This window comes from Myxacorys sp., from assembly GCF_059501405.1.
Genome location: NZ_JCACCM010000143.1, coordinates 1 through 13993, shown reverse-complemented (window position 1 = coordinate 13993; position 13993 = coordinate 1). Strand labels below are relative to the sequence as shown.

Annotated in this window: 15 protein-coding genes and 3 tRNA genes; 5 read left to right on the top strand and 13 right to left on the bottom strand. The window is 47.8% G+C overall.

Going from position 1 to position 13993, the window contains the following annotated elements; all coding sequences use genetic code 11:
- Positions 1-102: 102 nt before the first annotated feature.
- Positions 103-453, bottom strand: coding sequence for a hypothetical protein (locus AC5I6P_RS19245; protein WP_495695396.1), 351 nt, complete (start codon positions 451-453; stop codon positions 103-105).
- 453 nt (positions 454-906) lie between these two features.
- On the opposite strand from AC5I6P_RS19245, the gene AC5I6P_RS19240 reads away from it, so the two are divergent.
- On the top strand, positions 907-2250 hold the full coding sequence (locus AC5I6P_RS19240) for a ParA family protein (protein WP_495695395.1): 1344 nt from the start codon (positions 907-909) through the stop codon (positions 2248-2250).
- Entirely contained in the window at positions 2247-2930 is a 684-nt protein-coding gene (locus tag AC5I6P_RS19235; RefSeq protein ID WP_495695394.1) for a Rho termination factor N-terminal domain-containing protein, read from the top strand. The genes AC5I6P_RS19240 and AC5I6P_RS19235 overlap by 4 nt, the downstream gene beginning before the upstream one ends.
- A 111-nt stretch (positions 2931-3041) precedes the next feature.
- On the opposite strand, the gene AC5I6P_RS19230 is transcribed toward AC5I6P_RS19235, so the two are convergent.
- Both AC5I6P_RS19230 and AC5I6P_RS19225 read right to left on the bottom strand, forming a co-directional pair.
- A complete protein-coding gene (locus AC5I6P_RS19230; protein WP_495695393.1) occupies positions 3042-3275 on the bottom strand; it encodes a Nif11-like leader peptide family natural product precursor in 234 nt (77 codons plus the stop codon).
- Positions 3276-4069: 794 nt separating this feature from the next.
- A tRNA-Phe gene (locus AC5I6P_RS19225) sits at positions 4070-4142 on the bottom strand.
- Positions 4143-4367: 225 nt separating this feature from the next.
- On the opposite strand from AC5I6P_RS19225, the gene AC5I6P_RS19220 reads away from it, so the two are divergent.
- Entirely contained in the window at positions 4368-5363 is a 996-nt protein-coding gene (locus tag AC5I6P_RS19220; protein WP_495695392.1) for a vitamin K epoxide reductase family protein, read from the top strand.
- Between the two features lie 147 nt (positions 5364-5510).
- Here AC5I6P_RS19220 and AC5I6P_RS19215 read toward each other — a convergent pair whose 3' ends face one another.
- The 3 genes from AC5I6P_RS19215 to rpsF all read right to left on the bottom strand — a co-directional run bounded on the left by AC5I6P_RS19215 (position 5511) and on the right by rpsF (position 6783).
- Positions 5511-5711 (bottom strand): high light inducible protein, encoded by a 201-nt coding sequence (locus AC5I6P_RS19215; protein ID WP_495695391.1) that lies wholly within the window; start codon positions 5709-5711, stop codon positions 5511-5513.
- Positions 5712-5993: 282 nt separating this feature from the next.
- Positions 5994-6194, bottom strand: a complete 201-nt coding sequence (locus AC5I6P_RS19210) for a high light inducible protein (RefSeq protein WP_495695391.1) — start codon at positions 6192-6194, stop codon at positions 5994-5996.
- 271 nt (positions 6195-6465) lie between these two features.
- Positions 6466-6783, bottom strand: a complete 318-nt coding sequence (rpsF, locus tag AC5I6P_RS19205; RefSeq protein ID WP_495695390.1) for a 30S ribosomal protein S6 — start codon at positions 6781-6783, stop codon at positions 6466-6468.
- 188 nt (positions 6784-6971) lie between these two features.
- On the opposite strand from rpsF, the gene AC5I6P_RS19200 reads away from it, so the two are divergent.
- Entirely contained in the window at positions 6972-7757 is a 786-nt protein-coding gene (locus tag AC5I6P_RS19200; protein WP_495695389.1) for a fumarylacetoacetate hydrolase family protein, read from the top strand.
- Here AC5I6P_RS19200 and AC5I6P_RS19195 read toward each other — a convergent pair.
- From AC5I6P_RS19195 to coaE, 4 genes are all read right to left on the bottom strand, one after another.
- Positions 7754-8245, bottom strand: coding sequence for a Tic20 family protein (locus AC5I6P_RS19195; protein ID WP_495695388.1), 492 nt, complete (start codon positions 8243-8245; stop codon positions 7754-7756). The two genes, AC5I6P_RS19200 and AC5I6P_RS19195, sit on opposite strands and share 4 nt — an antisense overlap.
- Positions 8246-8352: 107 nt before the next feature.
- Positions 8353-8550, bottom strand: a complete 198-nt coding sequence (locus AC5I6P_RS19190) for a hypothetical protein (RefSeq protein ID WP_495695387.1) — start codon at positions 8548-8550, stop codon at positions 8353-8355.
- A 406-nt stretch (positions 8551-8956) separates the two neighbouring features.
- Entirely contained in the window at positions 8957-9541 is a 585-nt protein-coding gene (locus tag AC5I6P_RS19185; protein WP_495695386.1) for a type III secretion system chaperone family protein, read from the bottom strand.
- Between the two features lie 60 nt (positions 9542-9601).
- Positions 9602-10258, bottom strand: a complete 657-nt coding sequence (coaE, locus tag AC5I6P_RS19180) for a dephospho-CoA kinase (RefSeq protein ID WP_495695385.1) — start codon at positions 10256-10258, stop codon at positions 9602-9604.
- A 144-nt stretch (positions 10259-10402) separates the two neighbouring features.
- Here coaE and AC5I6P_RS19175 point away from each other — a divergent pair, with 144 nt between their 5' ends.
- Positions 10403-12067 carry a glycosyltransferase family 39 protein gene (locus AC5I6P_RS19175; RefSeq protein ID WP_495695384.1) on the top strand — a complete coding sequence of 555 codons (1665 nt, stop codon included), beginning with the start codon at positions 10403-10405 and terminating at the stop codon, positions 12065-12067.
- Between the two features lie 106 nt (positions 12068-12173).
- On the opposite strand, the gene AC5I6P_RS19170 is transcribed toward AC5I6P_RS19175, so the two are convergent.
- The 3 genes from AC5I6P_RS19170 to AC5I6P_RS19160 all read right to left on the bottom strand — a co-directional run bounded on the left by AC5I6P_RS19170 (position 12174) and on the right by AC5I6P_RS19160 (position 13740).
- Entirely contained in the window at positions 12174-13235 is a 1062-nt protein-coding gene (locus tag AC5I6P_RS19170) for a RuBisCO accumulation factor 1 (RefSeq protein WP_495695383.1), read from the bottom strand.
- A 248-nt stretch (positions 13236-13483) separates the two neighbouring features.
- Positions 13484-13561: transfer RNA gene (locus AC5I6P_RS19165), tRNA-Arg, on the bottom strand.
- A 94-nt stretch (positions 13562-13655) separates the two neighbouring features.
- Positions 13656-13740 (bottom strand) — tRNA-Tyr (locus AC5I6P_RS19160).
- Positions 13741-13993: the final 253 nt, after the last annotated feature.

Genomic DNA, 13993 nt, shown 5'->3' with positions numbered 1-13993 from the left:
TTCAAGGATTATCGTACTTAATTTCGAATATTCCCGGTTAAGTTGACGATACCTTGTCTTGCGGCTCATCGGGAAGTTCAGACACTAAATCATTTGGATGGCTCATGCTGCGTCTCCTTGCAATGTTTTGATTTGCGTGTCAATTTGGGAAATTTGCAAATCGACTCCCTGAAGTCGCACCAAATCCCAAGGTTCGCAGTTTGAGCGGTGGGCTGCCAGCAACGCTCTCTGACTGTGAAGGTTTTTCAACCGCTGCTCCGGTGTCAGCCAGGAATAGGGCTCGCTCTTGGGCTGTTCGGCTCTAATTTCTGCAAGTCGTCGCTTCAATTGGTCAATCTGGCTTTGTGTTCGTCCAATTGCTTGCCGGACTGCGGCTCGACCCAACGGCATTGATTGGGGAATGAGTTCGAGCGCGGCTTTTAATTGAATTAAATCGGATTGCAATTCTTCCATAAAACTCCAGACCTGGGGGTCGTGTGTAGCGTCCGCGTCCTCCCCTGGATTGGCGTGTTATGTACCTATTTTATCGTGGAACAAGAGATCGAGGGCATAATCAAAACGCTTTCCCTCATGAGCCAACGACCATCGCCCCTCACCCTTCGCCCTAAAAACCTAGCGATCGCACTGCTAATCTAGATCGCCACACTAATCACTCTGGCAATAGCGATCGCGCGCTTCCTTCTATGACCCTAGGATGACTTGAAATTTGACCAAAAATGTTCTCTATGCGCAGACTATGGGGAAGGTTAGAGACCAGGTATATACGTATCTTATGACGTTAACAGAGTAAATATATACTCAGCAGAACTGCGAATAACAAGAATTTTGACCGGATCATCAGAAAGTTCCACGTAAACAATTCTTGGTAGTTACTTCAACGAAGACAATAGTTTAGTATTTACGCTTATGCCATCCGCAAGCTTGCAGGTAGCCTTGCACGATCTCCCCGATGGGGCACTAGAGGCGGTCGTTGATCTCAATTTCGTGCAGCGCTCTTTACTGGAGGCTCTAGGTTTTGACACAGGGAAAGGGGAAGTCTGCCCACAATATGACACTGGTAGTGGCGACGTTGATTACGCAGTTCGCAAAAATAGCCCAAATGATATCTTTCTACGCACACAGTCTAATCCGTACCTCTTGATTGAACTCAAGGGACGAGACGTTAGCTTATCTGAAGGGTCAGCGAGCTACAGGAGGGCTGTTCGTCAGATCAAAAGATATTTATTGGGTAGTCATTGCAAAACAGCGCAGTGGGGCATCATCACCAATTCTGTTCACATTCAGCTTTTTCGTAAACATAGGAAGGTCGTTCACCCTGCCACGCCTTGCCTTGCAATTACTGTTGAGAATATTGGCCAGGTTATCGCGCTAGTGCGAGATAAAATTGAACAGCCTGTCAGAGCGTTAACCCTCTCGGTTTACAACAACAAAGGTGGTGTTGGTAAAACAACCACAACGGTGAATCTTGCTGCAGTCCTCACCTTATTGGGGCAGGAAGTTCTCGTTGTAGACTGCGATCCCAACCAGCAAGATCTCACTAGCTCTCTAGGACTGCCATTAAGCGAAGGAGCCGTTTTTCAGGCACTAACAGACAGAAACGTTAACCTTCGCACAGCCATTAAGCCCTTCTCCATTACATATAAAGCTTTAGGCAAAGAGTTTAAGTTTGACGTTATCCCCGCAGATAAGAAATTTATCGATTCCGTGGATGAGGTACAACTTCGCCAACAGTTAAAGCCCGATAGTCTTCAACGAAATCTAGAGTCACTAAAGTCGGAGTATGACTACATCTTGATTGATGCTCCACCTAACTGGCGAATCTTTAGCCAGTTGGCAGTCTATGCAGCGGATGTGGTCTTAATGCCGACTAAGCACAACAATTTATTCTCTCTAGAGAATGCAGCACTGGCGATGAAAGAGTTCATCCCCGAAGCACAGAGAGCAAGAGAGGATGGTAGACCCGTAGCACTACCTGTGTTCTTCAATGGCGAAAGAACGACACCTTCCCAAATAGAAGCGGCGCAACTTGCAATTACTAACATTCTCAAGCAAGCCAAAAAAGACGGATTCGACCTGATGCCGCACTTTTTTCCTCGGTATACCACCACCCAGAAAGATTTGCACATCTTTGAAGTGCCTAGCTATGCGAACATTGCCAGCGCCGCATTTTCTCGCATTCCGGCGACCTATCGCGATAAAACCGCCCGTGACTACTATGTAGCTCTAGCAAAGGAGTACTTTCTACAATGAGCACCTTCACTGATATTGGCAACCTCATGTATTTGTATCTGGATGAGATCGATCCAGGTGAAGGCACCGATGCCGCTGAATTTCTAGTTAAAGCAACTGCTCAGCAACTGAAGGATGCTGGTGGACGAAACTGGGTGCCCACGATCGTCAAGGAAACTAGCAAAGATCGCTATGAAGTGGTTGGCAATGCATTCATCTACGCTGTTGCCGAAGCAGCGGGTCTAGAGCGCGTTTGGTGTATTGTTGCGGACGATAGCGAGGCAACGGCTGCAATCACAAAAACGCTATCAAGAGAAGCGATTCCTCAAATAAATCTCTCTAAAGCCTCAAGAGATGACATCCAGGCAGCACTGCAATATCTCATTGAACAACCCGGTAGTGGTCTCACAGGCATCAAGCTTCCAGTAGCGACGAACCGGATTGATGAAGCGCCCCGCCAGTACTGGAAGACGTTAGACCCTATTACAAACCTGAAGTGTGGGATTACCAAAGGCAAGAAACTCAACGCTTTGAAGCAGGTTTTTTACGTAACGCCGCAGCCCATGCCGGATGTAATTAAAGATCCTACTGTTCTACAAACCTTAACTGCCCAAGAATTAAAGAAGATGGCGAAAAAACGAGAGTTGTCGGGATACAACAAATTGAAAAAATCAGATTTGGTTGAGCTACTGAGTCAGTGATTGAGGGGATGCCCGAAGAAGGCAATCGGCAGGATACACAAGAGGTATCTGACAGGGGGACGCGTATCCGATGGATGATGTGTCCTCTGCTCGTGAACTCTGATTTTTGGCTCAACGGGGTTGGATATGGCGACGAGGAGCCACCCCTGGATTAATCAGGTCTCTGAGTTCTTGTTCAGACATTTGGTCAAGTCCAGCTTGAAGTTCTTCGCTAGAGAGGTGATAGCCGTAGCTTTCAGCAACCTCGATACAGCTTTGGAGGGTCATAGCCGCCCTGAGGTTGTTCCTCAAGGCTTCATTTTGTTTTGCATCGGCTAAAAACTGGGATACGTTTGGATGGTTCATCGTAGGCTTCCTGTCACTAGAGTTAATTTGTTGTTCGTGCAAAAAAAACTTGCTATAGATTCATCAGCTACAACTAACGCTCTGCAGTGAATGTTACTGAATGCTCACTCTTCACTACGGGTGAAGTGTAGAAGAAACAGTGCAGCATTTGACGATACTCCACAACACAAGTACCTGAAGGTGGCGGCACTCAGGTCGCCGATATTTAATAGAGTTACACCAACAAAACTTGTCTTCGCAATTTGCTTGCCTCTTCACTCTGTTATAAAGCTCGCAAGACAGAGGCGTCGGTTCTGATCACAAATCTTGAGTTTTCAGGCTAACTCAAACAGGATTTTCAACACAAGAGCTGCTAATCGCGATCCTTCGGAGCTTGGCAGCGCCAAAATCAAGGGAGATTTATCTAAACAAAGGAGATCAGAACGGAGCGAATCAAGTTGCCATGCAGCTAGAAGGGTGGACGACCAACCAAAACGATTCTCGTCCATCAATCAACACCGTTACTGAACGGGCCGCAGGATCTATCCGGTTCAGGTAGATGCAACTCACCAGACGATTTAGACATTCGAGGGCATCGATGCGGAGGTAGAGCAAAAGGAATGCGGCATTGAGTCAATCTCTGCCAACTTTCAAAGCAAAACCGTGTGTGAGAAGCCCTATATAAAACTTTTGGCTGTTAATAGGGGTTCTCACACACACGCAGCAGCTAAGGGTATATCCCTACTTTGAGATATTTAGTTTGCGGTTTTGGGGGAAGAATCGGGGAAGTCCCCAACTCTACACCTTAAAACCTATGCCAGGAACCGGACTTGAACCGGTGACACGAGGATTTTCAGTCCTCTGCTCTACCAACTGAGCTATCCCGGCGGGGATCACTTTTCAAACGCTTAACTAAAGTAGCAAACTTAGCAAAAATTTGCAAGCTAGTTTTTGTTGAACTGCAGCATCAACGATGCCAATACAGGTGAATACAAAGCCTCCAACCGGGAAGCTTGTCCGCAAACTCAAGTAAATCAGGCAAAATGGAGGAGGTAAAATTTAGCTGTATCAGAACATTGATCCAGTCTAAAGCTACTTCTACTCAAAACCCCTATGACTCGCCGACGTTCTACGCCTTGGATTCACCGATGGTCGCGTCCCCTCATTGGCGCGATCGCAACCCTCGGCATTCTCAATACAGGCTACATCACCTATAACAAGCTTTTCAGCCAGGCCGTAGCTTGTCCATCGGGGGGCTGTGAACGGGTGCTTGAAAGCCCTTACGCTACTGTTTTTGGCTTACCTCTGTCCCTGTTTGGCTTGCTGGCCTATTTGGCAATGGCAGTGTTAGCCCTGGCTCCTTTGGCGGTTGATCCTGAAAGCAAAAAATCCCTGCGGACTAGTCTAGAAAATAATACTTGGCCGCTGCTCTTTGCGGGCGCAACCGCAATGCTGCTGTTTAGCGGCTACCTGATGTACATCATGTTCTCCAAGTTTGTGGCGAACTACGGAATCAATGGAGTGTGCTACTTCTGTATTGCCTCTGCCCTCTTTGCCAGCGCGATGTTTGTGCTGACGCTGATTGGACGAGATTGGAACGATCGAGGACAACTGTTCTTTCTGGGAACAATTGTGGCAATGGTAACGCTAATTACAACGCTGGCTGTCTATTCTCCAATTGGGCAAAGAAGCGCGAACGCAGTGACAATTGGCGATGCAAATGGAAATCCATACTTTCTCGTAGAGAACTCTTCTGGAGAGGCGGAATTGGGTCTGGCTCGTCACCTCAAACAGACTGGTGCAGAGATGTACGGTGCGTATTGGTGTCCGCACTGCTGTGAGCAGAAAGAACTGTTTGGCAAAGAGGCTATGAATGAGTTTACCTACGTCGAGTGTGCCGAGGGGGGAAAGGCAGCTCAGGTCGAAATGTGCAAAGCGATCGCACCTGAAGTTGAAAAGCAAACCGGGAAAGAATTCGGGTTTCCAACGTGGGAAATTAACGGCAAGTATTACGGTGGACGGCAGACTCTGGAAGAGCTTGCTCAGCATTCGGGTTACACCGGGCCTAAGAATTTTCAAAACAGCTTCAAGGCTTGTCGCCAGCCCTAAAAGGGTTCACGCTCAGTGCCTTGAAATCTAGGATGAACGCGCCGATCTACTGACGCTGCCTGTGTTTCAACTAAAATTCCTCGTCCCTCTACTATGGAGGAACGAGGAATTATTTTTTATTAAAAGCGGTGCAGCAGAGTAGGATTATTAGCCTACTAGGTGCAAGATGTCACGCGCAACACTATAGCCTGCCAAGTCCCAAAGCAGATAAGCTGTGAAACCAATCATCGCAAGACGACCATTCCATAGTTCTGCTTGAGGATTCCAACCAAACAAGAAAGCGTTGCGGTCTTTGCCGTTGTATGCAGTAGAAACAGGAGGTAAATCGGTGCTAGGACGTGATTGCATTGTTTGTATTCCAAATGAACTTCACTATACTTTACATATTAGACCCGGCATTCCTAGCTGTCCTATACCTATGGTTCTAATAAAGAGCTTGCTCAGCATTCGGGTTACACTGGGCCTAAGAATTTTCAAAACAGCTTGATTGAAATTTATTAGCATTGAAATCTAGGATGAACGCGCCGATCTACTGACGCTGCCTGTGTTTCAACTAAAATTCCTCGTCCCTCTACTATGGAGGAACGAGGAATTATTTTTTATTAAAAGCGGTGCAGCAGAGTAGGATTATTAGCCTACTAGGTGCAAGATGTCACGCGCAACACTATAGCCTGCCAAGTCCCAAAGCAGATAAGCTGTGAAACCAATCATCGCAAGACGACCATTCCATAGTTCTGCTTGAGGATTCCAACCAAACAAGAAAGCGTTGCGGTCTTTGCCGTTGTATGCAGTAGAAACAGGAGGTAAATCGGTGCTAGGACGTGATTGCATTGTTTGTATTCCAAATGAACTTCACTATACTTTACATATTAGACCCGGCATTCCTAGCTGTCCTATACCTATGGTTCTAATTAAGCAGTCTCGCTTTTGAGAGACGTTCAAGCAACATGAAGTCTCCTTTGTGTTGATTCACTTTTACAGTGGTCAATTTAAGCATTGGAGAAAATCAGTGTGAAAAAGCGAACCAAAAGAACCAGCGCCACCACGCTTGATTTTGCCTCAAGCATAGCGGCGCTAGCAGACACCATTAAAAAATGGCGAATTATTCAGCCTCGGCTTCTGCAACGGGTTGAGCGTCTTGCTTCACGGTCATAAACCGGATGACTTCGGTGCTAAGGCGCATTGCCCGCTCCATGGCGGCAATTTGGCTGCCATTGGAGGTGAAATTCATTTGAACGTAGATGCCTTCCCGCTGTCTATCAATTTCATAAGCAAGGCGACGTTTGCCCCGATGCTGAGTTTCCAAAATTTCTGCGCCATTATCCCGCAAAATAGTTTGGTACTTCTCGATCGCTTGATCCACTGCCTCGTCATTCAGATCGGGGCGCATGATGTACATGGTTTCGTAAAGATTGCTCATTGAAGTTCTCCTTATGGACAAGATGGCTCTTTCTAAAATCGGTGGAACAGGTGGAGCAGTGCTGAGCGGCACTCGATCTACCGTTGAGTCCACCAACCATAAAAAAGCAAGGACTTATAATTCTATACCAGTTTCTAAACCAATCGCGTCAAATCTACCCGGTCAACTAACAGGATATTGGCAAATCTATGGCTCAGCGTTATGTTCGAGTAAAAGCGGCAGAAAAAATTTATTATGGGTTGCTGAAAATTGATCGCACTGTGCAGGTGCTAGATGCTCCGCCATGGCTTAAGGGGCAGCCGACAGATGTGATTTTAGACCCAAATCAGTATCAAACTTTAGCTCCCTGTGCGCCCTCGAAAATTGTGGCTGTAGGAAAAAATTATGCTAATCATGCTGCAGAAATGGGAACTCCTGTTCCTCAAGAGCCGCTTTTGTTTTTGAAGCCGCCTACAACTGTGATTGCGGCAGAAGCAGAAATTTTCTATCCATCGCAGTCCGAGCGGGTGGACTATGAAGGAGAACTAGCATTAGTGATTGGCGATCGCGCCTATGCCTGCACGCCCGAAGAGGCTCATAGCAAGATTTGGGGCTATACGATTGCTAACGACGTGACCGCACGAGATTTGCAGCGCCAAGACGGACAGTGGACTCGTGCCAAGGGATTTGATACCTTCTGTCCGCTCGGTCCGTGGGTGGTGCGTGAGATTAATCCAGACGCAAGGCTACAGACATTCCTCAATGACAGTCCCACTCCAGTGCAAACCGCCACCATTAGCGACATGGTGTTTACGCCAGATGCATTGGTATCCTACATCAGCCAAGTGATGACGCTATTTCCAGGAGATGTGATTTTGACAGGCACACCGGATGGGATCGGCGCACTGCAAGTCGGCGATCGCGTCCGCATCGAAATCGAGGGAATTGGCTTTCTGGAGAATACGGTCGCCGCACGATCTCTAAAATCAGATTAGCGAACCTGCATGTGAACGGCATCTGAAATAGTCGGAATTTCTGCATAGCGTCCCAACGCTGATTGAATCAGAGAGTACCCGATCGCCGCGATCGTGCCTAGAAAAACGGCATTGAATAGCGTCTGAGTCAGCAATCCTCCCATACCAAAAACGGGCGCTAGAATCGCACTCCAGATAATGCCAATCAAACTCAAGGCAATGGAGAACAGAAGCGCCTGCATCGTATTGAAGCGAATAAAGTGAGGAATACTCTCGTTTCTAACCACGAGTAGGTAGAGCGCAAAAAACACAATGAGAGACGCAAACGGAATACTGCCATACAGCAGAAACAGGGGAGCCAGAGGAACTGCTAGAAGCGCAAGCAGGGGACTGAGAAAAGAGCCACTTAGAGGCGCTGCGACTAGCACAACCAGATCTAAGAGGGGTAGAAAGTAAGCAAGACAAGCAAAAATGCGATCGGACACTGTAGTAGACCCGCGCCAAGCCATGAATCATTCTCCTAAATTTCGCGTTAACCAAGGTGCTATTGTGCTAAGCACAGAATAGCGCAGTTCCTGCGTTCCTGTATTGACTCGCTATTGTTGCTCAACGTTGATTACTCAATATTGGTAACTCGAAACCCCATCTGACATTGGTATTGCGCCGGGAGATGCTCACCGCGACGGCGAATAGTTTGACCGCAGCGCAACTGTCCCTGCTGCCAGCGAGGTTGTCCGCTCTGGTCAGCGAGTAGGCAGGTCTGACACACTTGCTCTGGGGAAATGGTGCGATCACCGATGAGGATGACTAACATAAATACCTCCTCAGTTGAAAATTGAAGAGAATAAAAGTAGGGTTGTATTGGCTGTTTTACCCAAAACTAACCGCTTGACATGAGAGATGTCTTAAAAGTTTGCCCTAGCTTCTGAAGTTCGATTGTCCCAATTCTAGAGCAGGTTTATTGAGACGTTCGGTAATTTTGATACCGCTTAACGCAAATTCTGAAAGGATTGTTTTACAGTGTGGCGAACCAACCCTTATGCGCTCAAAAATTACTCATTCAATGAAGAGCGGAGTTAGGTATGGCAAGAACTGCAACAGGCCTGAAGCGCTCTTGAGCTAAGGATCTTAAGACTTCATTGAGATAAGCCTTAAATTAAGCCGTGTAAGTTGAGTCAAGCAAGAATCATCAACTTAAATACTAATTAGCTAAAAATTGATCAGCTCGAGCCGTCTTGCTCCATTTCATCGGGTGGTGTGACTCTGCCTCGACGTTTCCGGGCCTCCATCGCTCGCTCTAAGACAGAGAGCAAGCCGGGAGATTCTTCTTGCAAGGCCAGTAACAGGCGTTCACCTTCTTCGAGATCGCCAGGATCTTCTCCGGTTTCCATCACCGTCTTGAGGCGAGGCAGCGCGAGTTCGTCTACAAGCTGGACGAGACTGTGCAGGCAGCGATTGAATTGTCGTTCGGTTAATGTCGAATCTTCTAGAGGAAACTCGATAATGGCACGAATTTCGCCATCGGAGGGATCATACTCCCACTGAAGCATTTTCGTTTCCCAAGAGATGCAAAGCATAGTTTGAAGGATCGCGGCCTTGTGGGGATGATTTTTAACGCCTGCCAGTACCCGAGGCGCAAAAATCTCAAAAAACTCACCGTCTTCATCTAGCTGAATCACAATCAGGAAGTCTTCGATGTGCTCACCGTAGACGCCCGTAAGAATGCGCCATCCTTCCTGGTCTACCTTATATTTCCAGCCTTTGGCATCTAAATAGCTGGCAATCTGCTTTAGCGTTGTACCCATAGCTGTTTCTTAGTCGATCAGAATCTATTGATGAGCGAAATTACCATACCATAGCTCAGTCTAGCTGTCGGTTGTCAGATTTTGCCAACGGGATTGAAGTGGAGTGACGGCGCGATCGACTTGTTCTAGGAGAGCGGCAACAGTTGAAGAATTGTCTAAAATCACGTCGGCGCGATCGCATTTGTCTTGAATCGGCATTTGGCTTTTAATTCGGGCGTGAGCCTGCTCTAAGGTCAGCTTTTCGCGCTGCATCAAGCGTTGAATCTGTTGTTCAGTAGAGGTATAAACCACCCAAATCTCATCCACAATGTCCGTTAGATTCGCTTCAAACAGCAGAGGGATCACCAGCACAATAGCAGCGTGAGGGTTTGCTGAGCTATCTAAAGCGTTACATAAAGCATTGCGATCGGCAGTCATCGCTTGCCGTACATAGGGATGAATTTGCCCTTCTAACCATTGGCGCTCAGTTGGATTTTGGAAGACAATTTCTCCTAAATGACGGCGGTTCAAGGTTCCATCGGAATGCAGAATCGTGCTGCCATAGCGATCGCGAATTGCAGCAAGGGCTGGACTTCCCGGCTGAACGGCATTTCTGGCATAGAGATCGGCATCCAAGATCGGCAAGGAATAGCGTGTTGCTAGATAGGTGGAAACGGTGGTTTTACCCATACCAATTCCGCCTGTTAAGCCAATAGTTCGGGGATGAGATTCTGTCATAGGGACGCCTGCAACAAGGCTAACGCAAGGAAATAAGAAGGCAAATTAAGTCATCATCCCTTTCTTGAGCACCAGCTTTCTTGAGTACCAGATTGTGCCGAACGATTCGCTTCTAGTGTAGAGTGCAATCTGATGTTCTGAGTCGTGGCTGAGCCTGCTTTGCATTATCTAATTTTGGCTGGAATTCTTCTACTGGGGACGGCATTCAGGTTTTGGAACTTGGATCTAAAGCCCTTGTGGATGGATGAAGTGATCACAGCATTATTTAGTTTTGGACACAGCTATTATGATGTGCCGTTAGAAAAAGCGTTTGCGGTTTCGGCCTTCGCTCAGATCTTTCAGCTAGATACTGCTGCAACCTGTAGCGGAATTGCTCAAACTATTTCAGTTCAATCAGTGCATCCGCCCTTGTTTTTTTGCTGGCTGAACAGTTGGCTTCAATGGACTGCCCCGTTGCCGCCGTCTTGGATCTGGAAAATTCGGGCGCTCAGCGCGATCGCAGGAGTGCTTTTAATTGGCATCACCTACACCCTCAATCGGGTCGCGTTTTCTAAAACTGCTGGATTGGTCGCTGCGTTGTCCATGGCGGTCTCTCCGTTTGCCGTTTACCTCTCTCAAGAAGCGCGTCACTATACCGTTCCGATGGTGTTTGTTGCGATCGCGCTCCTGGGACTGATTCAAATTCAGCACGATTTACAGCACCGACAGATCCGCTATTCCGTCTGGCTTGGTTGGATTGTGGTCAATGGGATCGGATTTTATGTTCACTACTTTTTTCTTCTAGCGACGATCGCGCAAATCGTCACCCTAATTCTTTTACAAGCATGGCAGAGCCGGTTAGGCAGAAGTCACCGTCGAAATTGGCTCGCGATTGTCCTTTCCACGGTCATGATTGGACTGCTGCATTTACCTGGATTGCCGACATTCCTAAGTCATATAGGACGGTCTGAAACCGATTGGTTAGAAGTGCCGCAAACAGGAATCTTGAGTGCGATCGCGCCGCTCTATCAGCTTGCCGCTGGATGGCTCGTAATGGCGATCGCGCTTCCAGTCGAAAATCAGCCCTTGTGGATTGCCATTCCTGCTGCTGTGTTGATGCTGCTGTTTGCAGGATGGTTGGGATGGCGAGTCGTCAAAGGATTACGACGGCTTTGGAACAATCCAAAAACGCAGTGGCAGACCCTAACGCTAACCGGATTTGTGCTGTGTAGCGTGCTGGAATTTCTAGCGATCGTCTATGGGTTGCATAAAGACATTACCCAGGTTCCGCGCTACAACTTTATCTACTTTCCAGCCGTTTGCGCGTTAGTTGGAGCCAGCCTTTGTGCAAAAAATACGGGTGAAAATAGAGAGACATCAAGAGATGAGAAGCCAACTTCAATGCCATCCATAATGGTGCTGTTGGCAGGCTGTTTGAGCTGTCTCTTTGTCGTCTACAATCTAGTTTTTCTCAAACCCTATCAACCTGAGAAAATTGCTCAAACCCTTAGCGCTTCTGGCTCATCTCTCGTCGTGATGGCATACGGAGATTTTCAAGATATTGCCTTGGGTTTGAGTTTTGCATTGGCATTACCGGAAGCAGAAACGTTTACCTTTGTGAGCAAGTCTCAGGGATACGAAGCGACATGGCAAACTCTTGCAGCGCTCAACCCCCAGCAATCTCACCAAGCCTTATGGATCATTGCCCCAGGACTCAGAAAATCAGACTTTCCGGCAACGCTTTCTACAGGCAGAACCGTATGCAACCGAAATCCAGTAGCTTATTACCGACTTGGAATTCCTTATCAGAAGTACGATTGCGACAAATAAGCGTTCCATGAGTTTTTACAGATGTCATCAACTGCATGTTTGACTCCATCTCTATCAATGTGCCATTGCTGATGTGCAAAAGCGTTGCAGAAACCTGATTTCTGGCTTACTCATCAATTTGCCACAGTTCTTTAGTGTATTCTTCGTCTAAAACCTTTTTAGGACGCATCACCAGCACAACCCGTCCCAACAACGCGAGATCAGGCGTGTCTTCAAACCAGCGCAACTGAAGCTGCTCATCTTCCGCAACAACAAAATAGCTATCCTCCTGCCACTGACGCTGAGCGCGATCGACTAACACGATCACTTCTTCCGCCGCTCCAGGAATGGGGCTGGGCAACTTATCACTGTCGCACAGCAGCGCGATCGGATCTTCTGCACTCCGCACCACTTGCCACCCCGGTAGCGTCACCCACGCCCCTGTACCAGAAAATTGCACCATCTGGAAAACTCCGACTGCATCAACAAACGGCACAGCGTCTAAGTCTGCTTTGCTGAGGGGAAGCTTGCCCACGACTGGAACGATCCGAGGCAATTCTTCATCCGACTCTAGCCGATAGGTCGGTAAACGCGGAGCCAAGCGCTTCGGCGTGACGGTGAAGTCTGTTAAGAGTTGCTCGATCGCTTTGCGGGCAGTAGCGCTGTGGGCAAATCTCAGACCCCTAGCAATGAGTCGCGATCGCTCTTGTAGGTCACTTTTCTGCTTTGCGGCTTTCCACGTCTGAAACGCAACTGCATCACCTGGATGATCAGTAAACGCTTCGTTGGTTCCCCCAAAGCGAGAGAAATCTTTCACCGCGCGAGCGATTTCATGGGCTTCGTCAGCGTCGAGTTTATGACTAAATAGAAAGTCAGCGGTAGCCGCGCGATCGCGTTGAGTCAGAATTCGCAGTTCGTACAACACATCACTGCTTTTACGCCCAAAAAATTCTTTTGCCGCATCGGACACGCCCACGGTTAGCATCGTGTCATACACTTGCGACGCTACGATAATTTGATTTTGCTGAATCGGCTCAAATCCAGTTTCCTCAAAGATAGCTTGTGGACTGTACCCAGCTTTCTGAAGTGTTTGGCAAGCGTGCGCCCATTCAACCCAGTTTCCTTCTTTCCGACGCAGCAATAACAGTAGCTCATCTGCGTTCGGCGGATTTTGCGGTGTATCGTTCATCCTTGATCTCTCCTTGGGCTAGCGTCGCCATCCGGCATTCTTCCTTGCGAAGCGTTACCGAAGGCATCCCTTCTTATACCAAGTTTCGGGCGTTGCTTCAGCAATTCTCATTATGAAAACAATTCTCATGCAAATCCGCTAGTTTGAGGAGCTAGATCGCTGAAAGTCTCAGAAGGGTTCGCCTAGTCTAAGGACTACCCTGGTTTTCGCTTTGCAGTTGACGACTATTCAGCGGTGCTCTCCACAATTGGCGAGGACGGAGGGACTTGAACCCCCACTCTTCAGGTTCGTAATCTGAGATGTTTATCCAGTTACACCAGGTCCTCATGCAGCGGAGAGCAGTGGACTCGAACCACAATTGTTCATCCCTCTGTTTAGCAAACAGCGTCGATCGCCTGATCGATTTACTCTCCATAGATTTGGTAGGTCGGGCAGGAGTCGCACCTGCAACGCAAGAAGCGGCTATTTTACAGACAGTTGCCCACGCTGATAGGCGAGCCGACCTATGATTTGTCTTTTGATGCTTAACGATGAGCAAGTTTGGCAGTGCAGGCGGAGACTTGAATCCATTAATCACACGCTTGAAAGACGTGTCACTCGTTGTGAAACTCCCCTCGAAAAGGCCCACTTCACTTCTGCACAATGAATGCCGTGCAAGTTGAAAAAGCTGTTGATTCACACACAGAATTTGAACCTGTAATACACGACTTGGCAAGTTACTGCGATAGAAAAAACGGTCGCGAGAGGAGATCGCGAGT

Coding starts and splice junctions, on each gene's coding strand:
- AC5I6P_RS19220 (WP_495695392.1), top strand. CDS start 4,368: ATGACTCGCCGACGTTCTACGCCTTGGATTCACCGATGGTCGCGTCCC.
- AC5I6P_RS19215 (WP_495695391.1), bottom strand. CDS start 5,711: ATGCAATCACGTCCTAGCACCGATTTACCTCCTGTTTCTACTGCATAC.
- AC5I6P_RS19210 (WP_495695391.1), bottom strand. CDS start 6,194: ATGCAATCACGTCCTAGCACCGATTTACCTCCTGTTTCTACTGCATAC.
- AC5I6P_RS19230 (WP_495695393.1), bottom strand. CDS start 3,275: ATGAACCATCCAAACGTATCCCAGTTTTTAGCCGATGCAAAACAAAAT.
- AC5I6P_RS19245 (WP_495695396.1), bottom strand. CDS start 453: ATGGAAGAATTGCAATCCGATTTAATTCAATTAAAAGCCGCGCTCGAA.
- AC5I6P_RS19195 (WP_495695388.1), bottom strand. CDS start 8,245: ATGGCTTGGCGCGGGTCTACTACAGTGTCCGATCGCATTTTTGCTTGT.
- AC5I6P_RS19185 (WP_495695386.1), bottom strand. CDS start 9,541: ATGGGTACAACGCTAAAGCAGATTGCCAGCTATTTAGATGCCAAAGGC.
- AC5I6P_RS19170 (WP_495695383.1), bottom strand. CDS start 13,235: ATGAACGATACACCGCAAAATCCGCCGAACGCAGATGAGCTACTGTTA.
- AC5I6P_RS19240 (WP_495695395.1), top strand. CDS start 907: ATGCCATCCGCAAGCTTGCAGGTAGCCTTGCACGATCTCCCCGATGGG.
- coaE (WP_495695385.1), bottom strand. CDS start 10,258: ATGACAGAATCTCATCCCCGAACTATTGGCTTAACAGGCGGAATTGGT.
- rpsF (WP_495695390.1), bottom strand. CDS start 6,783: ATGAGCAATCTTTACGAAACCATGTACATCATGCGCCCCGATCTGAAT.
- AC5I6P_RS19200 (WP_495695389.1), top strand. CDS start 6,972: ATGGCTCAGCGTTATGTTCGAGTAAAAGCGGCAGAAAAAATTTATTAT.
- AC5I6P_RS19190 (WP_495695387.1), bottom strand. CDS start 8,550: ATGTTAGTCATCCTCATCGGTGATCGCACCATTTCCCCAGAGCAAGTG.
- AC5I6P_RS19235 (WP_495695394.1), top strand. CDS start 2,247: ATGAGCACCTTCACTGATATTGGCAACCTCATGTATTTGTATCTGGAT.